This window comes from Enterococcus hailinensis (genome assembly GCF_045862035.1).
GTDB classification, from domain to species: domain Bacteria; phylum Bacillota; class Bacilli; order Lactobacillales; family Enterococcaceae; genus Enterococcus_A; species Enterococcus_A hailinensis.
In genome coordinates, this window is the sequence record NZ_BAAFRV010000004.1 from 24867 (window position 1) to 44802 (window position 19936).

The following is a 19936-nucleotide window of genomic DNA, read 5'->3' on the forward strand; positions in this document are numbered from 1 at the left end:
CTCCTCCAATATTAATTATTTATTCCCCGAACCGGAATCGAACCGGCGTCGCCAGGCGGGGAGGATGGAGCTAATCTTTTTCTCGTAAGACTTTTTCAATGTCTTTTTTTGCTTGCACATAGTAGTTAGCCACTTGCTTGGCAGATTTGTGATCCAAGTCCACTTTTTCCATATAAATGATTGCTACATCGTGAGCCGCTTTTCTAATTTCTTCATCTGACATTTCGATTCACCTTCTTTCTTTTTGGATCTAATCGAACTTGCAGAGTTAGGTGGGAAGGCAGTACTAATTTCTAGGAGCGCGATATCCGGCTCTTTCAGCTTCATCAACTGTTTTAAACCAAGCTGCTGGATTAGTTGTTTTATCATAATATCTGCTCCCTGGAACGTGATATATTCCGTTGTTAGAACCTTTGATTAATCCGTTCCCGTTGGCATCAACGTATTCTGGACCATTTGTTTGAGCAGGAGTAGGAGCAGCTTGTTGAGCACTGGCTTCGCTCTGAGCGGCTTCTGCTTGCTTCTGCGCTTCAATTCGTTGTTGTTCTTCTGCTTGTTTTTGCGCTTCAACTCGCTGCTGCTCTTCTGCGGCTTGTTGTGCTTTTATTTCTGCATTTTTTCGTTCTTCTTCTTTTCGTTGTGCTGCTTCAATTTCGTTTTTAGTTTTACTTGTTCCATCTGAATAATTCAAAGTAACATCATCTTGTACATTGAAAATATAAACATTAAATTTGATATCGTCAGATTTAATTGATTGAGCCATCAAGTGAACTCCACGTGCTAGAAGCTCATCACCACGGAAGACAGGTGTTACGGAGTACCTTACATAGTTATCTTTACTTTTTTCAAGATAGTACTTGATATCCATTTCAAAACGAAGCATCTCAGGATTGTTTAATTGAGCTGTTCCAGTTATAAGGTTTTTCCAATTATCGTTTTCACCAGAAAGGGCATACCCAATCAAATGAGATCGATTGTAAAGATATCCTTTGTTGACTTTCTTATTATGCCACCCTGTAGGTTTAACATTAGAAATATCTCCACGTTTAGCTGTAGGCATTAACGATTGATTTAACATAGCTTCTGCAGTTGTCGCACGGTTGAGTTGATCAAGATCGCCATATTTTTCCCATGCTTTGTTTGCTAACGATAGATCATCCCCAGAAAAAGTAGGTTTGTTGTCGTTTACTTCAATTGTTTGGGTATTACTATAATCTAAATTTGCAAGAGTAGTGTTATCCTGTTTCATTCGATTATCAAAAGAAATTAGTGCCTGTTTTTGCTTGTTTTTTTCATCTGTTGATTTTTTCTTATCTTCCTTTTCTTTGGACGAGCTTGAAGCAGATTTACTTTTTATCTTATTTGGCTGAGTGCTGCTAATAGTTGTTTCTGCAGTCTTATGTACAGATGGTTCTGTTAACATGCCACCTGCGATAAAAACTATAAAAGTCCCAAGAATTATGAAAAGCTCAGGTTTCTTTGGGGACTTTTTGAAAAAAGCTCTAATTAATCTTAAAACACCAAAAATAAATCCAAAAAAACCTACAAGTAATAGTAAATTGCCCATTTATATCCTCCATTTAATTCATTTCAACTATCTATCCATACCTCCGTGAGATAGTTTCTGGTTAATCATCTAACTAGGACTAGGTTATGAACTAAGGTAAAAGCTTTAAAAAAGCAGTTATAATACTAATAACTATCAACCCTAATCCACAAAAAAATATCAATAGTTCTTTTTTGTTCTTCTTTTTCCATACCCAGAATGTCCAAACGATGAGTCCTAAACCGTATAGAATAAGAAGTAAGCTAAGTGTTATTCTCAGGCTATAATCTTCAAACATTTGAATTCTCCTTTGAAAAACGACAAATAATCAAGCGGGTTAATGAGGTTTTTTAGTTTTCTGTAACCGAACCATCATAATGTACGAAAACACTTTTTACAGTATGCGTCATGGTTCCATCATTCGGATCGGTTGCTTTTACAAAATAGCCTCTTTCATCTTCATAAAGACAGCCCCATGTCCAGGCACCACCGTTGTCTCCAAACTGACTCTGAGCGATTTGAACAGCTTGTGCTTGGGATGTGACAACTTTCGGCGCACCGTGACCACCCTGAAATTCAGTTTGTTGCTTGGATTTTTGTCTCTCCGCTTCTAGTTGGTCTTTCTGATCTTGAGTGATGATATAGCCATTATCATCCATAGCTAACTCGTTTTCGCTTAAAGCCATGCCAAAAGCTTCCCATTCCTTATTTGTCCAGTTAACACGATCGGTTGGTGTTGATTTAAGAGTCCGTTGCTTCATTTCTTCATAGCTTTCTTCGTTTACTGTATTTGAAGAGGAGGTTGAGGAACCCGTAGAATTTTGAGTATTTGAATCAGCTGATGATGCAAAATTTGAAGGAGCAAGCTTCAATCCAGCAGAATCAGCATACTTTTGAACAAGGTCCTGTGACAAATCTCCATTGAATTGCATAAGGATCAATTTCTTTTCATTTGCTGCAGTATATGAGAAAGCCATAGCCGACGCTTTGCCAAGTTCTTCATAGTAATCCTTTGTTTTAGTCAGATCTTTCTCTTTTTCAAATAAGAAAATTCGCGCATTCATAAATTCGCCTGAATCGTCTTTTTGAATGCCGAATATCTTAGCTTCTTTAGCATACATAGGAGCCATACCAAAATCTTCTTTAGTCATGGATCTAGCTCCATCAACTGCTAAACTATCTTTTTTGAACTTATTTAAAATGGACTCTAAATTTATTGTCTCTTTTTTTTGACTCGAACTACTTGATGTAAGATTGGTTCTTGTCGAGTCTGTCGACTCAGCCTTCTTACCACTAGAGCAAGCTGACAGCAGAAGGGCAGAGAATACCAACAATGCAACACTAAATTTTTTCATGATTAATCCTCCACAACTTGAAGTCGAAGAAGCTGCGCTGCTTCCTTTTGATCTGCAGTAAATCTTATGACATGAAGAACGCCTTTTTTATCTAGTGTACGAACGTACAAGTTGGCGTATACTCGACTCGATTTCATTGATCCGCCAATCAAAGCTCCAGCAGTTCCGGCTATTGCAGCACCTATTAGTGCTCCACCTACAGAGTTAGTTTTATCTGAAAAAACAACTTTTTCAAGTAATAATTCCTCTTTTTTTCGACCTTGTTTTATGATAATTTTATTTGGTTGTTCTTGTATTATTTTTGTAATTTTGTTGCGTTTAAAAGTTTTATAAGTTGATTCTTCAATTACTCCAGTTGCAGAGAATGATTCAAAGTTCTTTTTCAAAGCATTGCTGTTCATTTTTTTAGCTTTTTTTTCTTCGACTTTTGCTATACGTTTTGGATCATCTTTCCACTCCTGAAAAGAGCCAACACTTTTTTCGGTCACGTTCTTAGTGACATCGAAAGTTTTTTTTCCTAAACCCTTCCAATCAACCAATCAAATACCTCCTTTTAATCAAACCATTCGCAAACCCCTACAGTTCCATTTTCTCTGAAACGAATTGAATAATTTTTATATCTAAGACCTTGGCTATACTTTTTTGCGTAAGTTTGAATAGCCTTTGTAAAGGTATCCTCTGTAACAGCTAGAAATTCAGCACACTCCCAAACTTTCTCTAAGCGTTCATGATAGCAGTTAATTATATCTTTAGGGGACACTGCAAGCATGTATCCTGCATCTCTAGCTTTTTGTTCCTGCTGACATTTCTCAATAGAATCCTGTTCAATAATATTTCCATATGTGGTTAAATGGTGACCAATTTCCTCTGCTACTGTCCCGACTAATTCTTTCCTTGACTGAAAAGGGCTAAGATAAATCACGTTGTCAATATACAATCCTTTTTGTTTATCGGGCATCTTGGGTTCGAATTTATATTCGACATCGGGATACATTGCCATGAGTTCTTCTACATTATCCAAATAAGCACCTACTAACTGTGATCTCTTTGCTTTATATAGTCTATGAAGTTAAGGATCTCTTTCATTTCGTCATCTGTAACATCTTCATCTAAGTGAGCAGCAACCGTTTCGGCTTTAGTTTTTTTTCTAATATCAGAAGAATCTATCCGTCCATGAAGAAAATCAAGAGACACTCCGAAGTAATCAGCTATCTTTTTCTGTATTTCGTCATCAGGTTTGCGTCTGCCTTGTTCGTAAGAAGAGTATGTTGTTCGAGCTACGCCTAATATTTTTGACATTTCTGCCTGAGTTAGTTTTTGCCGCTTTCTTAGTTCGGTAAGAGTTTGACTAAACATCTGCAACCTCCTTTTTCTATGCTTCGTTATGTACCAATATTACTACGCAATATGCGTCAAAAAAAGTATTATAAACAAATGTGTCAAAAAGAGTATTTATTTGTTGACGCGTGTCAAAAAGCGTAGTAATATAAAAGTACGCAATATGACACATAAAGAGGGGGGAGAAATATGGATAACTGGTTAATCAATTTGCGAAATAAAAAAGAATTAACACAAGATGAAGTTGCTAAATTAGCTGAAATGCCAAGAACAACGTATTCTTCAATTGAACAAGGTAGACGTAGACCATCAGTTGAAAATGCTATGCGTATCGCGTCAGTATTAGGATTTGATTGGACGTATTTTTTTGAAAAGAAAGTACGCGAAACGACGCGTGATAAGGAGGTGGTCTGATGGATCAGGAAACCTTAAAACTAATTCTAAAAGAACAAAAGAAAACCAATGAACTGCTCCAAGTTATCGCAAGTAACTCAGAGCAGATGATTCCTGCAGAAGTGAAAATTGCAAGTTATATTGCGGAGAAAATTATGGACGAAGCTTCTAATCAAGATGAAGATATTTACTAATAATTTGAGAGATAACGGTTGAAGCAACATTTTCAACAAGAGATAGAGAGACGCTTGAAAACTTAGAAGTGATTTTCTTGGTATCTGACCATACCTTGTTATCTCTAACTGTATCTAAAAATTTGTGACCATTCCAAGTAATGGATTCAACAGTAAAATCAGTAAATTGATCATAACCAATTGAACTATCTCCGTTGATAAACCCGGCTTCGTTTAACTTTTGAGCTGTGTAAATTAACTCTTCTAATTCATATTTGTATTGATCATCTACTCGCAAATATAGATCAGATTGGTCAATCAATTGATCGATACCAACAGGTTCGAGACGAAGTTGTTCTTCTACTGCTAAAAGTAGATCTCGTACACATTCTTGATTTAGTTTCATAATTTCACCACCTTTCATTAAGTAGCTTATCAAAGGTGATGACGAACAGAAAGAGAACGAGGAGGTGAAAAAATATGAAAGACAAACCACAAATGATTCGAGCATCAATCGATACACGTTTCTTGAATCAATACATCAAAATGCTGATACCAGCTATTCAAAGAAAATTTGGTGTTGAACCAGGAATCGAGAGTTCATTATTTTCGGACAAGAATAGCATCGATGAAATGTACATCTTGTTTTTATCAACGGATGAGCAAGCACAAGACATTTTCGACTTTATCAATTCAAAATGGCAATTCGAGAGTGAGCCTCAACTTGTTTCATAACTACATTTTATGGTAGTTAAACTGCTATGAAAATTGACAACTGAATACAAAGGAGTGATGAAAATGGTCGTTTCAATGAATGAAAAACGAATAGCGACAATTTTTAGAAACGAGGTAGACCGTCAATCAATTAACCAAAGAGCCATGGCAATAGACATGAATGACTCTCCTCAAAATATAAGCCACAAATTGAATGGGCGACGTCGAATGGGGCTAGATGGAGTAATCGACATGGCTGAGTATCTTCAATCGCCTAACTTAGACTTTGAAGCAGCAGCTGAAATGTTCTATACACCGAGACCACTTAACAGAAAGCGCCGAGATGATCACCCACTCTCAAAAATGGTCGGACAAGACAAAGAAGAAATGGAACGCATAGAAATCGAAAAGAAATTTGAGATATGGGATTTACTGTCAATACCAAATGCTGATTTAACATCAATTGAACGAAACAAAATTAAAGATTGGCTACTCGAGTTAGTCGATGAGATTTCTTCTGAAATAGCAATTTTCACTTCTTCATGTGATCGATACGGTTTTAATTCCAGAGAGGTCGTCAAGATGGGGGAGTCAAGAGAAAGGAATGATTAGATGCTTGCGTACACATTACCGGAATTAGCTAGCGAGTACAGAACGTCAAAAGATAACATTTACATTTTGGTCGACTTAGGTTTGATAAAGACAGTTCAATTTAGTTCTCAAAAACTGGTTAGTATACGTGAAGCCGAAAGGTTTTTATTCGAAAATGCAGGAAAAAGTTTTAGAAATGTGATTTCAGAAGAAAAACAGCGCAAAGAGTTATCAAAACTAAACAAAAATATTTTGGAAATGAAAAAGGAGGCTCAACAATGAGAAAAGATTTTGAATATGTGCCGACTGTTCCAGTTGAATTAGCACAAAAATTAGCGACTTACAAAGCTACTAAGGTGATATTCACTGGCGCGATGATTGGAATCGCTACTATCGGATACTGGCCAATCGCATTAACATTAATACCAGTTTCATTTTTCGCGAACAAGATTGTCAAAAAGGTGCTGGGACTATGAGGATACAAAAAAAGAGACTTACTAGCCGGCAAGCAAAAGTAAGTCATCAAACATTTATTTATCTAGGAGGATTATAACATGTTTAATTACGATTCTGCAATGTCAGATACAGAGAGCTATGTTTTTACGAATGTTAGCCAACCTGAAAATGAATCTGAGGATATACCTCACAATATTGATGATTTTGATAATACTGTTTATCCAGATGATTTAGTAATGAAGATTGTTTTTGTAAAAGGCACAATAATTGAAGATAAATATTACGTTAAAGGGAAGCCATACGCTAAATATGTTGTTTTAGACAGTTTTCAAGAAGTATTGGATGACGAAGGCATTGAGTATCAAGACTATTGTCAAGCGTTAGAAGGCAGAGCGTATTTACAAATGAAACAAGAGGGGGCGTTAGATCGTGAGTAATGAATTAAAGACGAATCAAACAAATAATAGTTTAGGTGAAATTTGGACCAATCCAGATGCGTTTAGCACTGCTGCAAGAATGGCTAATGCATTATCAAAATCAACGATTGTACCAAAGGAATACCAACGCAACGAAGGAAATTGCATTATCGCTATTGAGATGGCAAATCGCTTAAACGTTAGTCCGATGATGGTTATGCAGAACCTTTACATCGTGAACGGCAAGCCAGCTTGGTCCAGTCAGTACATTATCGCGATGATTAATAATTCTAAAAAATACAAAACAGAAATCTTGTACAAGCTATCAGGCGAAGGAGAAAACAGAAGCTGTATGGCTTATGTAGAAGATTATGACGGACATATTGTTGAAGGACCAACGATCACTATGAAAATGGCGAAAGAAGAAGGATGGTCTACTAAAAATGGGTCTAAGTGGAAAACAATGCCTGACGTAATGCTTCGATATCGAGCAGCTTCATTCTTCGGGCGTATTAATTGCCCAGACATGATTATGGGTATGTATTCAGTAGAAGAAGTTCAAGAAGGCAACTTTGATGGCGTAAAGCAAGCAGAACCCGTTCAAGAAGAAAAAGTAAAATCGCTTGAAGAAAAACTATTTAAAAATGAGATTCCTTCTGATGATTCAGATGAAGAAAATGTTTCAGAAGAAATAACAGATAAAGAATCAACGCTAGTTAAAGAAGTATCTCAAGAGTCGCTCGATTTAGCCTATCCTGATCCAAACGCTCCAAATTTCGATAGAGAGGAAGTGGCTCCAATTGATGAAGATGGAGAAAAATATCCTTTCTGATGAAAATTACTATTCAAATGAGGCTGATTGGCATTATATGTCAGTCAGCCAATATAAATCGTTTTTAGAATGTGAAGCTGCAACCTTAGCCAAGCTAAAAAATGAATGGGAACCAGATAGCGACAAAAAGCCACTATTAGTTGGCAACTATGTTCATTCTTATTTTGAATCATCAGCAGCACACGAAGCATTTAAAGAAGAAAACAAAGTAAAAATGTTCTCCAGTCGCAAACCATTCGGACTTTTAAAAGACTTTCAAATCGCAGAACAAATGATTGATCGGTTAGAACAGGAACCCGCATTCAATCAGATTTATCAAGGTGATAAAGAAGTCATTGTGACTGGTGAATTATTTGGAATCGAATGGAAAGGCAAGATTGATTGTTTAAATCTAAATGATGGTTACTTTGTTGATATCAAGACAACAAAAGATATACATGAAAAGAAGTATGACCTTTATTGGGGCCCTAGAGCTAACTTCATTGAACGTTACGGATATGCGCTTCAAATGGCTGTCTATCGAGAGTTGTTAGAGCAACAGTACAATAAACAATTCGTTCCATTCATTGCAGCAGTCAGCAAGCAGACACCTAGTGATGTTGGTCTAATTACTTTAGATGAATCAAAAATGCAATCAGAACTATCGAGATTAGAAGAAAACATTGATCATATCCATCGAGTGAAGATGGGGCAAGCAGAACCAACTCAATGTGGTCAATGCGATTACTGCAGAGGTCATAAACGAATCACTGGTTTCATCAATATGAATGATTTGTAGGAGGGAATTATATGAATAATTACTTTCCTCACGATAGCAACTCAAGGAACTCAGATAAATTACTACCAGTCAGAATGAAATACGGCGCTGAAGGTTATGGAATCTATTTCATGATTTTAGAACGTCTCCGTGATGAAAAAAACTACATGAGTATCAAAGATTACAATATGTTAGCCTTTGACCTTCGTGTAGATGCAGGGAAAGTAAAAAGCATAGTTGAAGACTTTGGGTTATTTGCCTTCACCGATAATGGTGAGTGTTTCTACTCCGAAGGGTTCAATAAGCGCATGGAGATAAAAGATGAAAAATCAAAGAAAAGATCCGAAGCTGGGAAAAAAGGTGCTGAGAAAAGATGGCAAAAAGATAGCAAAGCTAATGACAAAGTAATGGCAATGCCATCTAATTCTGATAGCAAGGAAAGTAAAGTAAAGGAAAGTAAACTAAAGAAAACTAAAGAGTCTTCTGTATCTAGTATTACTAAAAATTCAGAAGAGAGCGCTGTGCGTTATTGGCTCAATCAAGTGAACCCAGCAGAAGCACCATTCATCGTTCAGTCTCTAGGTCATTGGGTCAATGACTTTGGAGGGCAAGACGAGATTGTGATTGCTGCTATTGACGAGATGCTAAAGAACAATGCTCGTAGCTATAAATACCTTGATAAAATTCTTAAATCATGGGAGTCACAAGGTCTAGATTCGTTAGAAAAGGTCCAACACTTTTTGGATGGACACTATAACAAAAATAATTCAGCTCGTAATTCTAAAAGCAAATGGACGCCTAAAAAACTATTTGACTATTGGTGGGCTGAAAAGATGGGTGGACACGCTTCGCTAGATTATTTTGCAGAAAAGTATAGTGTCACAGAGCAAGAATTGGGAATACTGACCGAAGAAATTAAGAAGCGGGGGATGGAACATGCGATTTCTTGAGATCATCACTAAGCTTGGCGGATCAGTAAAAGACGAAATTGAAAAAGAGTTATTGCGCTCTTATTATGAGCGTCTGCGGGATATGGTTCGTAACGAGTGTACTAATGACGAACTTGAGCATCGTTTTTGTCTGATGATGTGTGGTTATATCATGTGGTACATTGATAATTCTGTGGATTATAAGCAGACTTCATCAGATTACTATCTCCAATTTTTAAGTACACGAATAGGGGTTGAGACAACTACATGACTATTCGTAAACGAACAAAATATGGCAATAAAAAAGTATATCGCTATAATCGTTGGTTCGATTCTATTGCTGAGGCTGATTACTATCCAATCGCTGTCGCTTATGCCAAGGAGCATGGATACATACTCAAGCTTCAAGATCGACTAGATATTCTGCCAACTCTAAAACTAAATCAATGGGCCATTAGAAAGACCCAATACGTTGCTGACTATGCTTTTTATAATCAGGGCGAACTTATACGACTGGTTGACGTTAAAGGCATGGAAACGAAGGATTTTAAGCTTAAAGCTAAGATGATAGCTAAAGAGTTAGGCATAGTAATTGAACTGGCTAAGAAGACACGAGGTGGCTTTATCCACTATCCGTTTAACATGCCGGCAAATAAGAGAAAAGAGGTTGCTTATGGAAGCCGCAAAAAATAAGAAGCGTGATCGAACCGGCGAAATATACGGGGATTACACGATCGTCAGACCTGCAGAAAACGACAGGGAATGGATTGCTAGATGTTCCTGTGGCAGAGAACGCATAGTCAAAAATGATAACATCTGGAAACTAAAGCGCTGCAAGAGTTGCGTAGCGAAGTTGCGAACGAAAAATAAAAAACCAAAAAAGGACAAGTTTACAGAAATGCAAAATTGGATGCGACCTAAACGTCCAAAATTTAAGTATGACGTGTTATACGAGCTAGATTGTCCACAATGTGTCTATTCGTGTGAGGGGAAGTTGGTCAATGAATATAGTAACACCGCTAGTTTTGAAATCGTTAAATGCAACTCAATCGATGAAAAAGTGGTAGCAAAACTGAATCGGCGTGTAAATCTGAAAAAGAAAGATGTGTATGATTTATGCCAAAGAAAAAAATTAGAGAAATAGCGTCAAAATACGGCTATCAGCGGCTTAGAAATTATCGTCAGTGGGATGATGTTCATTTCTCAGCAGAAGTGAGCGGCATTGTGATTGTGGTGAATATTGAGTCAGGCGAGCTGTACGAAAGAAATCCGTTTACTAAACGGCTAGTGAAGAAGCAGGAGGTACGCTAACTGGGGCTATCACGGAGGATAAAATATGGAAAATTATGATTTAAACATTCACTGGGGAATTAAAACTATTAAAGTCACTTTTCAAATAGGGAAATACAAAGGATATGTAACTTATCGTGTCAAGGGTAATACTAAGGGCGCAAGTCTATTGAGAGTTGATGCTGACGATTTGTATGAAATGTCATTTGAAGACAATAATGCACAACTCAAAGACCTTGGTGATGAGTGGTACAGTATGGTATTAAAAGGTGAACATGGCGAGGAACTAATAGATGAAGGTGAATGGGACGACTTATCAGATTACATTGTTGCCGTAGAAATCATTGACATGGTTTCAGAAGAAGATTAGTCAACTAACGACAGAAATAAAGGAGTGTTGAAGATGGAACAGTCTATTCATATTAACTATACAACGAGAAAATTTTTGTGTTTAGAATCTTTTTCCTCAGAAGGAAGGCATTGTTTAAAAGGTGAAAATTATACAGCATATCCTATTGGTAGAGGGTATAAGTTAGTTTTTGAGAACGGTGATATGAACTTTACAAATGAACTCTTTGAGCGTGTTGTTGAAGCGTGGTCAGATGTATTAGTTGAAATTACTGGATAGTCAGCTAACCACCAAAATAGCAGAAGTGGTTATTTCCAAAATAGAAAATACCACGAGGAGGAAAACTCATGAATAAAAAAGAATTTATTGAAAAGCTCAAGGGACATGGAGCATGGTGTACAGAATGCCATGATATCAATGGAGAAAAAGATAGATACGTGAAAGTCGCAAAAGTTAGAGAATTGCTTGAGCAGCTAGACGAACCGCAGAAAGTCAAAGTGCCTGCAGCTATCGACCAATATATTAGAAAAAGAAAATCTGATGGTGACAATTTCCATGAATCTATTCTTGCTACTAGTTCGCTAATTTATGAATGGTACATGGAGAACGCTGAACTTTATGAACAAGCGTGGGTTAACGGATACGAGGTTGAGGAAGAGTCGAAGTGGATAGTTTGCTACAGCACTATGTATCTAAAGAGTCCAATTGAAACAGGACAAATTGAGTCAGTATAAATTACGCCCAAAAAAGAACTAGCATATCATTTTAAAAGCTATAAAGAAGCAAAACAACAGACGTCATTAATAGGTGGCACAGTCGAGAAAGTGTAAGTGTGAGAATGGAATTACTTGAATATTTGGAATCAGAAGCAGATAAACTGCATGAAGAGAATTTTTCCAGTAGTGATGAATTTAGAACGGTGAACCACAGTTTTGTTGAGGGTTTTAATTATGCACTGGCGATTGTTCAAGGCTTTGAGGTGAAACTCAACCCAAACCAGCAGGTCGTGTTGGAATTATTGCAAAAAGCTTATGCAAAGAACAAGTGGATGACTCCTTTTGGAGCGGTGTTTTCAGTTGCTAATGAAAATGATTTTGCTATTAGAGCTTGGTTAACCAAAGAAGAACAATTTAAAGTCCTAGCGGGTTTCATGGAATGGGGAATGAAAGAGGTAGCGGAATGAACTGGAAAAATATTCTGGGATATAGTCTCATAAGCATTTGGCTACTGGGATTCTATATATGGACCTGTAAGGAGATAGGTACCAAGGAAGCTACTAAAACATGGTTTTTAGCCATTTGCGCAGCTTTTATACTTGTTTTTGGGGCTTACCTTATTGGTATTTAGTTCAGCTAACCGACCCAATTGCATAGAAAAAGGTAGCCGACCACCGGCTACCCAACATTGACCAATATCTAGTTTCCGCTAGATTACTTAGAATTTAACATATTCATAAAAAAGCACCAAGCTTTCGCTCAGCGCTATAGGTTATCTAGACAATAACATTATAGCACAAGGAGCGGATGGCATGATAGCGCTATTGAGAGAAGTCGATTTTTATCAAACTAAATGTAATGCAAGAAAAATATTGAAAAATTATCGTAAGTGGGTACGTATAGCGGGAAAGTCAATGATAGATATTAAATCACCAGTCATGTCAGACATGCCAAAAGGTGATAGATGGGGGAACAAGGCGGAAGACGGAATGATCCAATTTATGGAAGCTGAAGCTGAAAGAGATGCTATTTTAGCAGCTTTGATGTCTTTGGGAATAACAAGTCGTCAAGTTCTCTATTACCGCTACTGTGCACCTGATAGTTATTCTAATTATAAAATCGGCCGTGAAATTGGCTACTCTGAGCGCAGCGTTGAAAGACTAATGTCAGAAGCTCTAATTGAATTTGCTGAAGCTTATAAAAAAGGCAGATTGATCGCATATCGTTGAACAATTATTTTGGCGGTTTTTTGCGGGATATTTGGCGGTTTTGCAACGTTTTTCTGCTATATACTATTATTATCAAATTAGTATATTTACAGCTAGTCAGACGAACATCATAAACAGGACAACTGCTAAAAAGTGGAGTAAATGAACAACCATCTGAACTAGCTGTTTTTATTAGAGAGTTATCAAAAATCATAGACTACTCACAATATTCTATGGAAAAAGGAGGTGAACAGCTTCCTCTCTCGGTTTCTACAATCTTAGGCGGCACAATTAAAAAAATAAATAAGGAAGTGAATAGCTCCTCTTCCTTTAAAGTTCACGTGCCGTCTTATTATTATGTCACTGTGGCGGAAGTAGAAGACGCAACAGATAAGCAGAAACTTTCACAGGCGCTATGCGATTTGATCTATTTTAGATAGATATGGGTGGGGCAGTGCCACTCCAGTGACGTAACGCATTAGAAACGTTAGGTTGATTCCGCATACTAGTTAAGTCGGGCGTAATATGATCGGACTGATAATCCGTACCATCCTAATTGTATTCTTTATAAGTCGTGGCGTGTAGCTCAGCGGCTAGAGCGTTTGGTGAATAGCCAAGAGGTCGTCGGTTCGAGTCCGGCCACGTTAATAGGAATTGAATGATGGTCATAATTGACTAAACACTGCAACGACAGCAGACGTGTAATTGTGGATTCCTTCTTTACACATTCGGAAACAACGTGTTGGAACGTTGGGCGTTGATGGATTAATTCAGAGACGTTTAAACATTGGCTATCTTGTCATAGCCTTAATGGAGCAACCGAGCATTCCCATCTGCCAGGCATGGAGTAACAGTGGGTTCCATAATGGAGTAGGTTGCTTAATACATAATCAAGATCGCTTAGGCGTTTTTTTATTTTGAGGAGGAATGAAATGTTTAAACTATCAGAAATCATTAAGAAGTCCGACGCTGAGAAATTAGAACAATTGAAAAAGAAGTTGAAGAAGTAGCAGTCTCCTCGTGAGACTGTTTTTATTTTGCACAAAAAAAGAGGGCTACTGTTTCCGCAATAGTCCTCAATGTAACAAGTATAAAAATATTATCATTACAGAAATGATATTTCAATACAAAAAATAGGCCATCGTTTACACGATGACCAAGTGAAAAACAAACTTTTAAAGGATTCACCCTGAAAGGATTATATCATTTTAACGCTTACAGGACAATACAGAGATGGAGTTGAAATCATGCCAGTGTTGGAAAATGCTAGACACGAAAAATTTGTGCAGTGCCTTATTACAGGCATGACACAACGAAAAGCATATAGAGAATCATTCGCATCATCTAATAGGTGGAAAGACAATACAGTAGATAGTCGAGCTAGCGAGTTGTTGAAGGTTAGTGAGGTTTTGGGTAGGTATAGGGAGTTACAAGAAGAGGCTCAGGACGAGGCAATTTTGACTAGAAAAGAGCGGATGGTGAAGCTTTCAGAGATTGCCCAAGACGATGAGTATCCAGGGGATCAGATCCGAGCAATTGATACATTAAACAAGATGGACGGTATTTATACAAATAAAGTTGAATTATCTGGTGAAGTAAAAGCGAAGAATCCTTACGCTGGTTTAACCACCGATGAATTGAGGCGATTAGCCTATGGCGATGATGGTTGATCTTCAAAAAGTTAAAAAAGATGCTCTGATGGAGTTGGCGAGAAGAAATTACGCGGACTTCTTTTTTTATACTCACAATGGGATGAAGCCTTTGAAACATCAGCTATATATTTCTCCTTACCTGGATCGCATTTCGGATGGTGAGCAATTGTTCATTATAGTAGAATTACCGCCACAACATGGAAAGTCAACATATATAACAGAGACATTTCCAACCTATTTTTTGTGTAAGAATCCTGATAAGCTTGCGATGGTAGTGTCTTATTCGGAAGAGCTTTACAAGAAGTTTGGACGAAAAAACAGAGAACTTTTCAGACTGAATAGTGATATTTTGTTTGAATTGAAATTAAGTTCTGAAACAGCAAGCGTCTCAGAGTGGGGGATTGAAGGTCATCAAGGACAATTGTATTGTACATCTATTTTAGGTGGCGCAACAGGTCGCGGAACAGATCTTTTGATTGTAGACGATCCTGTAAAAAACCGTGCTGAAGCAGAAAGTAAAACGATTCGAGACAAGATATATGCTGAATGGCAAGATACATTTTATTCTCGTTTATCTGCAAATGGGTCAGTGATCATTATTATGACTCGTTGGCATGAAGATGATTTAGCAGGTCGATTACTTAGAGAAGCCCGATTACCTTGGGTCGAGATTAAGATACCAGCGATTGCGGAAGAAAACGATTTGTTAGGTCGTAAAGTTGGTGAAGCGCTAGCTCCTGAAATAGGTAAGGATGAAGAATGGGCAGAGCAAACCAAGGCTGTTACCGGCTCTCGTGGATGGGCATCATTGTATCAACAAAGGCCTACACCAGCTGGTGGTGATATCTTCAAACGATCCTGGGCGAAGTATTACGTTCCATCAATTGAAATGAAGGTAAAACTAGGACTAGGCGATGATGTAAAAGTTATGCCTAGTTCTTTTAGTCAGCAGATACAGTCTTGGGATTGCACTTTTAAGGATAAAAGTACTTCTGACTATGTGGCGGGTCAAGTATGGGCAAGAGATAATGCTGATTTTTATTTACTAGATCGGCATCACGAACGAATGGGCATCGTAGAAACTATGCGAGCTATCCAATCAATGACTACTCGTTGGCCTGAAGCAACGGCAAAACTAGTCGAAGATAAGGCAAATGGTACTGCCGTTATTGAAATGCTACAGAAAAAAATTCCTGGCATGGTTGCGGTGAACCCTCAAGGAGGTAAAGAAGTGCGCGCACAAGCGGTAGCCCCTTTTTGGGAGTCCGGTAATGTCTACGTTCCTCATCCGTTATGGAAAGCATGGACTGATGAAGTATTAGACGAGTTAGAAGCATTCCCTAATGGAGCCCATGATGACGATGTGGATTCGATGTCCCAGGCGCTGGTTAAAATGGATAAACCATTTGATCCAGAAGACGTTAAACCAAATCTGCCCAAGATAAGAGGAAGGAGGAAATAACAATAGGACCGATTGAACGATTAAGACGTAGCAGAAAACAAAAACGTATGCGAAAAGTAATAGGAAATATTCGCAAAGATACTTTGAAAAAAGTAGTTGCTGGCAAGTTTGAAAGTGGGAGGCAAACGAAAGCAAAATGGGATTACGGATTTCTCAAACAATTGGATCAACCAATTAAACGTGAATTACATCGAGAAAAGAAAATCCTTGACTCACTAAAATTACTAAGAGATATCAATCCAGATGCATCAATGGCAGTTTGGAACTTTTTACGTTTGGGGAACCAAGGTCATGAGGTGCAAGTATTTAGTATTGATGGTGAAAATGATGAAGAAATGCAAAGATACATCAATGAAGAATTAGCACCTCGATTAGGGAAAATATACGGTGGAGGCACGGACCAATTAGTAAACGTTCTTAATCTAGCTGGTTTCACGTACGGTGCAGTAGCATTGGAAGTAGAACTCGATAAAACGCTGACTGAGATTGTGGATTTCCATCCGATTCAGCCTTCGAAAGTTGATTTTATTCCCAAAGAAGACACAGGTGAGCTTGAATTGTGCCAACGTAAACCCGATGGAACGTGGTTAAGATTGAATCCTGAACAAGTGTTTTATGTACCTCTAGATCCAGATATAGATGACCCTTATGGAAGAAGCCCTATGTTACCAGCACTCGAAGCAGTCATTTTCCAAGCAGAAGTTCTAAATGACCTTAGAACCATCACTCATAAAATGGGCTATCCGCGTTTCGATGTTTCTGTTTCTACTGAGGCAATTGTTAATAATATTCCTGAACGTCTTCAATATGATAAGGATGGCACAGAAAAGTTTATCAATGAATACATGGACACTATAGAGTCTGCTTTTGCTGAAATTGATATAGACGATGATTTTTATCATGATGACACTATTAAAGTGGAACAAGTATCGGGCATGGGCGGTAAAAGTATTGATTTCAAATCTTTATTAGACATACTAGATAGACAAGTGACAGTTGCACTGAAGCAGCTGCCGATTATGTTAGGACAGAACCAAAGCACAACTGAAACCCATGGGTCCATTCAATGGGAAATCCAAGTGGCTGGTATTCGAAGCATTCAGAATATGACAAAACGTCTGCTTGAAAAAGCCTATACAGTTGCCTTGAGAGTGAAAGGAAGCCAGTCTAGTGTTTCAATTACATTCAATGAAGTTCGTTCGAAAGATCGTCAAGCTGAAGCAACTGCGGAAGCGACAGAGATTAACAACTGGATTTCTAAGGTTAATCAAGGCTGGATCGATAATGATGAAGCCGCCAATGAGATGGTTGGCCATGATGCGGTAGCGGAACCTAAACAGCGACAAGCGGGCTATTCTGATTTATTCGGCAATACTCAGAAATCAAAAGTAGGTGAGGAGGAGGACGATGAAGGACGACAAATCCGGCGTTTCCCAAGTGAGATCTTCCTCAAAGAAAAAGCTAAGTAGCGATCCATTCGTTTACGAGATGAATGAGCCGTGGTCAGCAAATGTTGCCATTGTTGCTGAACAGGCTTATTTGGCATTTACAGACGTTTTATCCAATCAACAACAAATAATCCATAATAAGTTAAACAATGCGCCAGCCCTATCAAATATTGGAAATAATCGTGTCGATTTATCAGATTATCCTAAAGAGTTTCAGGATTGGGTGGAAGAATATGTTTTGAACAACCGAACGTTAAACAAAATGATTGAGGACTGGGAGATGCTGTTCAATGAGTGGTTACTTGGAACGATCATGTTGGTCGGAGAGATTAACTATTTGAACATACCCGTGGAGATACCATTCAGTCCTGAGGGAGTATTTGGTAAGTATGACTTCATAGATAACAAATTAATGGATTGGATCGAATGGAGGGCGAGATTTAGTGCAACAGAAATAGTTGGAACTTCGGCTGATCGTGTTCGTAAATTAATATATGACACGATTTCGGACGGCCCGTATTCAATCGATAAAGTTCAATCTGTCTTACAGCGTGATTATGCGTTCAGCGACGACCGTGCTCGATCAATTGCTAGAACGGAGATACTAACGGCTCAAACAACCGGCCAGTTTAGCTCTGACATGAAGTTTGCTGATGAAGGATTACTACTTGGAAAGGTTTGGCAAGCATCGAATGATGAACGTGTCAGACACTCACATCAAGAAGCGCATAATCAATTTAAGGAGTTCTATGAACCCTTTATTGTTAACGGCGAACTACTGATGTATCCCAGGGACTCAGAGATGGGCGCTGGTGCCAATAATGTCATTCAGTGTCGCTGCACTTATCAGTTACTTTGGAAAGACCTAGATGAAGATAAAATGAAACAATAGGAGTATCTATGAATAATTTGTATATGCTGAAATATTGGTCAGGCAATAAAAATGATACAGAGGGGAAGTTTATGGAAATCAAGTGTACTATTCCAGACGAAGTGGTCGACAACATTTTATCCAAGAAGCCAACTCCATTTATTCGAGGTTTCGTAAATGATGGAGAAGCATTTATTTTACCAACAAGCAATATATACGATATAACGCAAGTTTATAATTAGCACTGAGAGGGGGTGAAAGGATGGGAGAAAATAATTTTGCTATGTCAGTTCATGCGACGGACATTGATGATGAGATACTATCCAAAATCAATAGGCACACGCGACGGAGTTTTGGCGTTGATGAATTGTTTGTTTTTGAGGGTGTGATCAGCGACGACTCGCTCGACAGTTTTAAAACTAGAATGGACCCAGTAACAACTTTAAAGAACTATGCTGCTGATTTGACAAAAGGCGTTTCGCTTTTAGACGGTCATAACACCGAAAAAGAGCCCTTTGGACGTTCATTTGACTCACAGATCAGAAACAAGGATGATCTGACTCAAGTTGTTGCTCAATTTTACATACTGAGAGATAGCAACTCAAATGGACGATCAACAAATGACATTATCAAAAATATCGAGGGTGGTATTATCAGAGATATGTCGGTCGGTTTTATGGCAGGTATAGATGATTATATTTGTTCGATTGATGGTAAACCCATGACAATGTCACCATATTTCCCAGGTGATCGGACAGAAGACGGTCAAGAAGCATTTTACTGGGTCAAGAATGGTCATCTAAGAGAGGTGTCTACGGTTTACAAAGGTTCTAATTCAAATGCCTATATAGAGAAAGCTAGACAGATGATAGATGAAGGCAAGATGGATGAGAACAGAATAGCGGTATTGCAAGAAGGTTTAGGGACTCGTTTCGATGAGTTGGACAAGCCTTTTTTTAATGCATTAAAAAATAATAAAAGAGGAGTTGAAAATTTTAAAATGAAAATTTCAGATGTAAAAAAAGCAATTGAAGATGGTGAAATAACATTGGCAGCACTTAAAAATCTAGTTAACCAGCTTGACAAAGAAAACGGTGGCGATGATGAAGAAAAACAAAAACAAGGTCGTATGGTTCGGTCGGTATTTGGCGATAATGTCACTGAAGACAAGCTTAAGGCTTTAAAAAATGAAGCTAAAAATGGGCGCAAGTACAAAGAAGATCTAGTTGAAAACGTAGTAAATGCTCGTGTAGCTGTTCAAGGCGATGATTTTAATGCCGAGAATTATAAAAAAATGTTAGAACGTGCAGATATTGAATTCATCAAAGAAGAACTCACTAGCTATGAAAGAATGAAAGCTGGAAAATACACTGGCGGTCGTCAAATTGATAATAGCCAAGACGGAAACGACACTGTTGATGTCGTAACAATTAGATAGGA

The 19936-nt window shown here is 37.9% G+C and carries 32 protein-coding genes and 1 tRNA gene; 25 read left to right on the plus strand and 8 right to left on the minus strand.

Annotation, left to right across the window (positions count from 1 at the left end; translation table 11 throughout):
• Positions 1 to 70: 70 nt before the first annotated feature.
• From ACKTSC_RS04170 to ACKTSC_RS04200, 7 genes are all read right to left on the minus strand, one after another.
• Positions 71 to 223 carry a hypothetical protein gene (locus tag ACKTSC_RS04170; protein ID WP_177184091.1) on the minus strand — a complete coding sequence of 51 codons (153 nt, stop codon included), beginning with the start codon at positions 221 to 223 and terminating at the stop codon, positions 71 to 73.
• 63 nt (positions 224 to 286) lie between these two features.
• Positions 287 to 1567 (minus strand): DNA/RNA non-specific endonuclease, encoded by a 1281-nt coding sequence (locus ACKTSC_RS04175; protein WP_407856922.1) that lies wholly within the window; start codon positions 1565 to 1567, stop codon positions 287 to 289.
• A gap of 91 nt (positions 1568 to 1658) precedes the next feature.
• Positions 1659 to 1844, minus strand: a complete 186-nt coding sequence (locus ACKTSC_RS04180) for a hypothetical protein (RefSeq protein WP_086304072.1) — start codon at positions 1842 to 1844, stop codon at positions 1659 to 1661.
• A gap of 52 nt (positions 1845 to 1896) precedes the next feature.
• A complete protein-coding gene (locus ACKTSC_RS04185) occupies positions 1897 to 2901 on the minus strand; it encodes a DUF5067 domain-containing protein (protein WP_407856923.1) in 1005 nt (334 codons plus the stop codon).
• Between the two features lie 2 nt (positions 2902 to 2903).
• The gene (locus ACKTSC_RS04190; protein WP_407856924.1) at positions 2904 to 3440 is read right to left on the minus strand and encodes a hypothetical protein; all 537 of its coding nucleotides are present in this window, start codon (positions 3438 to 3440) and stop codon (positions 2904 to 2906) included.
• A 14-nt stretch (positions 3441 to 3454) separates the two neighbouring features.
• Positions 3455 to 3901, minus strand: coding sequence for a toxin (locus tag ACKTSC_RS04195; protein WP_407857027.1), 447 nt, complete (start codon positions 3899 to 3901; stop codon positions 3455 to 3457).
• A gap of 32 nt (positions 3902 to 3933) precedes the next feature.
• Positions 3934 to 4257: a helix-turn-helix domain-containing protein gene (locus tag ACKTSC_RS04200; RefSeq protein ID WP_178982474.1), complete on the minus strand. Its 324-nt coding sequence runs from the start codon at positions 4255 to 4257 to the stop codon at positions 3934 to 3936.
• A gap of 171 nt (positions 4258 to 4428) precedes the next feature.
• Between ACKTSC_RS04200 and ACKTSC_RS04205 the strand changes: the two genes are divergently transcribed.
• Positions 4429 to 4653, plus strand: a complete 225-nt coding sequence (locus ACKTSC_RS04205; protein WP_086304064.1) for a helix-turn-helix transcriptional regulator — start codon at positions 4429 to 4431, stop codon at positions 4651 to 4653.
• Positions 4653 to 4826 (plus strand): hypothetical protein, encoded by a 174-nt coding sequence (locus ACKTSC_RS04210; protein WP_407856925.1) that lies wholly within the window; start codon positions 4653 to 4655, stop codon positions 4824 to 4826. The genes ACKTSC_RS04205 and ACKTSC_RS04210 overlap by 1 nt, the downstream gene beginning before the upstream one ends.
• On the opposite strand, the gene ACKTSC_RS04215 is transcribed toward ACKTSC_RS04210, so the two are convergent.
• Positions 4801 to 5211, minus strand: a complete 411-nt coding sequence (locus ACKTSC_RS04215) for a DUF2513 domain-containing protein (RefSeq protein ID WP_178982472.1) — start codon at positions 5209 to 5211, stop codon at positions 4801 to 4803. The genes ACKTSC_RS04210 and ACKTSC_RS04215 overlap by 26 nt on opposite strands.
• Positions 5212 to 5285: 74 nt before the next feature.
• On the opposite strand from ACKTSC_RS04215, the gene ACKTSC_RS04220 reads away from it, so the two are divergent.
• The 23 genes from ACKTSC_RS04220 (at position 5286) to ACKTSC_RS04330 (ending at position 19934) form a co-directional block, all read left to right on the plus strand.
• On the plus strand, positions 5286 to 5540 hold the full coding sequence (locus ACKTSC_RS04220) for a hypothetical protein (protein WP_407856926.1): 255 nt from the start codon (positions 5286 to 5288) through the stop codon (positions 5538 to 5540).
• Between the two features lie 63 nt (positions 5541 to 5603).
• Positions 5604 to 6131 (plus strand): hypothetical protein, encoded by a 528-nt coding sequence (locus tag ACKTSC_RS04225; RefSeq protein WP_407856927.1) that lies wholly within the window; start codon positions 5604 to 5606, stop codon positions 6129 to 6131.
• Positions 6132 to 6388: 257 nt separating this feature from the next.
• Positions 6389 to 6586, plus strand: a complete 198-nt coding sequence (locus tag ACKTSC_RS04230) for a hypothetical protein (RefSeq protein WP_311804986.1) — start codon at positions 6389 to 6391, stop codon at positions 6584 to 6586.
• 78 nt (positions 6587 to 6664) lie between these two features.
• The gene (locus ACKTSC_RS04235; RefSeq protein WP_407856928.1) at positions 6665 to 7003 is read left to right on the plus strand and encodes a hypothetical protein; all 339 of its coding nucleotides are present in this window, start codon (positions 6665 to 6667) and stop codon (positions 7001 to 7003) included.
• Positions 6996 to 7814, plus strand: a complete 819-nt coding sequence (locus ACKTSC_RS04240; protein ID WP_407856929.1) for a recombinase family protein — start codon at positions 6996 to 6998, stop codon at positions 7812 to 7814. The genes ACKTSC_RS04235 and ACKTSC_RS04240 overlap by 8 nt, the downstream gene beginning before the upstream one ends.
• Positions 7786 to 8592, plus strand: a complete 807-nt coding sequence (locus ACKTSC_RS04245) for a PD-(D/E)XK nuclease-like domain-containing protein (protein ID WP_407856930.1) — start codon at positions 7786 to 7788, stop codon at positions 8590 to 8592. The genes ACKTSC_RS04240 and ACKTSC_RS04245 overlap by 29 nt, the downstream gene beginning before the upstream one ends.
• An 11-nt stretch (positions 8593 to 8603) precedes the next feature.
• Positions 8604 to 9521, plus strand: coding sequence for a DnaD domain protein (locus tag ACKTSC_RS04250; protein WP_407856931.1), 918 nt, complete (start codon positions 8604 to 8606; stop codon positions 9519 to 9521).
• On the plus strand, positions 9508 to 9771 hold the full coding sequence (locus ACKTSC_RS04255) for a hypothetical protein (protein ID WP_407856932.1): 264 nt from the start codon (positions 9508 to 9510) through the stop codon (positions 9769 to 9771). The genes ACKTSC_RS04250 and ACKTSC_RS04255 overlap by 14 nt, the downstream gene beginning before the upstream one ends.
• On the plus strand, positions 9768 to 10193 hold the full coding sequence (locus tag ACKTSC_RS04260) for a DUF1064 domain-containing protein (RefSeq protein ID WP_407856933.1): 426 nt from the start codon (positions 9768 to 9770) through the stop codon (positions 10191 to 10193). Before ACKTSC_RS04255 ends, ACKTSC_RS04260 begins: the two co-directional genes overlap by 4 nt.
• Positions 10174 to 10644 carry a hypothetical protein gene (locus ACKTSC_RS04265; RefSeq protein WP_407856934.1) on the plus strand — a complete coding sequence of 157 codons (471 nt, stop codon included), beginning with the start codon at positions 10174 to 10176 and terminating at the stop codon, positions 10642 to 10644. The genes ACKTSC_RS04260 and ACKTSC_RS04265 overlap by 20 nt, the downstream gene beginning before the upstream one ends.
• A complete protein-coding gene (locus tag ACKTSC_RS04270; protein WP_407856935.1) occupies positions 10617 to 10811 on the plus strand; it encodes a hypothetical protein in 195 nt (64 codons plus the stop codon). The genes ACKTSC_RS04265 and ACKTSC_RS04270 overlap by 28 nt, the downstream gene beginning before the upstream one ends.
• Positions 10812 to 10836: 25 nt before the next feature.
• On the plus strand, positions 10837 to 11160 hold the full coding sequence (locus ACKTSC_RS04275) for a DUF5406 family protein (protein WP_407856936.1): 324 nt from the start codon (positions 10837 to 10839) through the stop codon (positions 11158 to 11160).
• Between the two features lie 33 nt (positions 11161 to 11193).
• The gene (locus ACKTSC_RS04280) at positions 11194 to 11418 is read left to right on the plus strand and encodes a hypothetical protein (RefSeq protein WP_407856937.1); all 225 of its coding nucleotides are present in this window, start codon (positions 11194 to 11196) and stop codon (positions 11416 to 11418) included.
• A 68-nt stretch (positions 11419 to 11486) separates the two neighbouring features.
• Positions 11487 to 11873 carry a DUF1642 domain-containing protein gene (locus ACKTSC_RS04285; RefSeq protein ID WP_407856938.1) on the plus strand — a complete coding sequence of 129 codons (387 nt, stop codon included), beginning with the start codon at positions 11487 to 11489 and terminating at the stop codon, positions 11871 to 11873.
• Between the two features lie 104 nt (positions 11874 to 11977).
• A complete protein-coding gene (locus ACKTSC_RS04290; RefSeq protein ID WP_407856939.1) occupies positions 11978 to 12322 on the plus strand; it encodes a hypothetical protein in 345 nt (114 codons plus the stop codon).
• A gap of 345 nt (positions 12323 to 12667) precedes the next feature.
• Positions 12668 to 13084 carry an ArpU family phage packaging/lysis transcriptional regulator gene (locus ACKTSC_RS04295; protein ID WP_177184094.1) on the plus strand — a complete coding sequence of 139 codons (417 nt, stop codon included), beginning with the start codon at positions 12668 to 12670 and terminating at the stop codon, positions 13082 to 13084.
• Positions 13085 to 13638: 554 nt separating this feature from the next.
• A tRNA-Ile gene (locus ACKTSC_RS04300) sits at positions 13639 to 13711 on the plus strand.
• An 809-nt stretch (positions 13712 to 14520) separates the two neighbouring features.
• Positions 14521 to 14733: a hypothetical protein gene (locus ACKTSC_RS04305; RefSeq protein ID WP_407856940.1), complete on the plus strand. Its 213-nt coding sequence runs from the start codon at positions 14521 to 14523 to the stop codon at positions 14731 to 14733.
• Positions 14717 to 16177 (plus strand): phage terminase large subunit, encoded by a 1461-nt coding sequence (terL, locus tag ACKTSC_RS04310; protein ID WP_178982433.1) that lies wholly within the window; start codon positions 14717 to 14719, stop codon positions 16175 to 16177. The genes ACKTSC_RS04305 and terL overlap by 17 nt, the downstream gene beginning before the upstream one ends.
• 47 nt (positions 16178 to 16224) lie before the next feature.
• The gene (locus ACKTSC_RS04315) at positions 16225 to 17646 is read left to right on the plus strand and encodes a phage portal protein family protein (RefSeq protein WP_407856941.1); all 1422 of its coding nucleotides are present in this window, start codon (positions 16225 to 16227) and stop codon (positions 17644 to 17646) included.
• Positions 17615 to 18517: a phage minor head protein gene (locus ACKTSC_RS04320; protein WP_407856942.1), complete on the plus strand. Its 903-nt coding sequence runs from the start codon at positions 17615 to 17617 to the stop codon at positions 18515 to 18517. The genes ACKTSC_RS04315 and ACKTSC_RS04320 overlap by 32 nt, the downstream gene beginning before the upstream one ends.
• An 8-nt stretch (positions 18518 to 18525) precedes the next feature.
• The gene (locus ACKTSC_RS04325; RefSeq protein ID WP_407856943.1) at positions 18526 to 18738 is read left to right on the plus strand and encodes a hypothetical protein; all 213 of its coding nucleotides are present in this window, start codon (positions 18526 to 18528) and stop codon (positions 18736 to 18738) included.
• 20 nt (positions 18739 to 18758) lie between these two features.
• Complete coding sequence (locus tag ACKTSC_RS04330) at positions 18759 to 19934, plus strand: hypothetical protein (protein ID WP_407856944.1); 1176 nt, start codon at positions 18759 to 18761, stop codon at positions 19932 to 19934.
• Positions 19935 to 19936 lie beyond the last annotated feature (2 nt).

Coding starts and splice junctions, on each gene's coding strand:
- ACKTSC_RS04170 (WP_177184091.1), bottom strand. CDS start 223: ATGTCAGATGAAGAAATTAGAAAAGCGGCTCACGATGTAGCAATCATT.
- ACKTSC_RS04175 (WP_407856922.1), bottom strand. CDS start 1,567: ATGGGCAATTTACTATTACTTGTAGGTTTTTTTGGATTTATTTTTGGT.
- ACKTSC_RS04180 (WP_086304072.1), bottom strand. CDS start 1,844: ATGTTTGAAGATTATAGCCTGAGAATAACACTTAGCTTACTTCTTATT.
- ACKTSC_RS04185 (WP_407856923.1), bottom strand. CDS start 2,901: ATGAAAAAATTTAGTGTTGCATTGTTGGTATTCTCTGCCCTTCTGCTG.
- ACKTSC_RS04195 (WP_407857027.1), bottom strand. CDS start 3,901: ATGGCAATGTATCCCGATGTCGAATATAAATTCGAACCCAAGATGCCC.
- ACKTSC_RS04200 (WP_178982474.1), bottom strand. CDS start 4,257: ATGTTTAGTCAAACTCTTACCGAACTAAGAAAGCGGCAAAAACTAACT.
- ACKTSC_RS04205 (WP_086304064.1), top strand. CDS start 4,429: ATGGATAACTGGTTAATCAATTTGCGAAATAAAAAAGAATTAACACAA.
- ACKTSC_RS04210 (WP_407856925.1), top strand. CDS start 4,653: ATGGATCAGGAAACCTTAAAACTAATTCTAAAAGAACAAAAGAAAACC.
- ACKTSC_RS04215 (WP_178982472.1), bottom strand. CDS start 5,211: ATGAAACTAAATCAAGAATGTGTACGAGATCTACTTTTAGCAGTAGAA.
- ACKTSC_RS04220 (WP_407856926.1), top strand. CDS start 5,286: ATGAAAGACAAACCACAAATGATTCGAGCATCAATCGATACACGTTTC.
- ACKTSC_RS04225 (WP_407856927.1), top strand. CDS start 5,604: ATGGTCGTTTCAATGAATGAAAAACGAATAGCGACAATTTTTAGAAAC.
- ACKTSC_RS04230 (WP_311804986.1), top strand. CDS start 6,389: ATGAGAAAAGATTTTGAATATGTGCCGACTGTTCCAGTTGAATTAGCA.
- ACKTSC_RS04235 (WP_407856928.1), top strand. CDS start 6,665: ATGTTTAATTACGATTCTGCAATGTCAGATACAGAGAGCTATGTTTTT.
- ACKTSC_RS04245 (WP_407856930.1), top strand. CDS start 7,786: ATGAAGATGGAGAAAAATATCCTTTCTGATGAAAATTACTATTCAAAT.
- ACKTSC_RS04250 (WP_407856931.1), top strand. CDS start 8,604: ATGAATAATTACTTTCCTCACGATAGCAACTCAAGGAACTCAGATAAA.
- ACKTSC_RS04255 (WP_407856932.1), top strand. CDS start 9,508: ATGCGATTTCTTGAGATCATCACTAAGCTTGGCGGATCAGTAAAAGAC.
- ACKTSC_RS04260 (WP_407856933.1), top strand. CDS start 9,768: ATGACTATTCGTAAACGAACAAAATATGGCAATAAAAAAGTATATCGC.
- ACKTSC_RS04265 (WP_407856934.1), top strand. CDS start 10,174: ATGGAAGCCGCAAAAAATAAGAAGCGTGATCGAACCGGCGAAATATAC.
- ACKTSC_RS04270 (WP_407856935.1), top strand. CDS start 10,617: ATGCCAAAGAAAAAAATTAGAGAAATAGCGTCAAAATACGGCTATCAG.
- ACKTSC_RS04275 (WP_407856936.1), top strand. CDS start 10,837: ATGGAAAATTATGATTTAAACATTCACTGGGGAATTAAAACTATTAAA.
- ACKTSC_RS04280 (WP_407856937.1), top strand. CDS start 11,194: ATGGAACAGTCTATTCATATTAACTATACAACGAGAAAATTTTTGTGT.
- ACKTSC_RS04285 (WP_407856938.1), top strand. CDS start 11,487: ATGAATAAAAAAGAATTTATTGAAAAGCTCAAGGGACATGGAGCATGG.
- ACKTSC_RS04290 (WP_407856939.1), top strand. CDS start 11,978: ATGGAATTACTTGAATATTTGGAATCAGAAGCAGATAAACTGCATGAA.
- ACKTSC_RS04295 (WP_177184094.1), top strand. CDS start 12,668: ATGATAGCGCTATTGAGAGAAGTCGATTTTTATCAAACTAAATGTAAT.
- terL (WP_178982433.1), top strand. CDS start 14,717: ATGGCGATGATGGTTGATCTTCAAAAAGTTAAAAAAGATGCTCTGATG.
- ACKTSC_RS04315 (WP_407856941.1), top strand. CDS start 16,225: ATGCGAAAAGTAATAGGAAATATTCGCAAAGATACTTTGAAAAAAGTA.
- ACKTSC_RS04325 (WP_407856943.1), top strand. CDS start 18,526: ATGAATAATTTGTATATGCTGAAATATTGGTCAGGCAATAAAAATGAT.
- ACKTSC_RS04330 (WP_407856944.1), top strand. CDS start 18,759: ATGGGAGAAAATAATTTTGCTATGTCAGTTCATGCGACGGACATTGAT.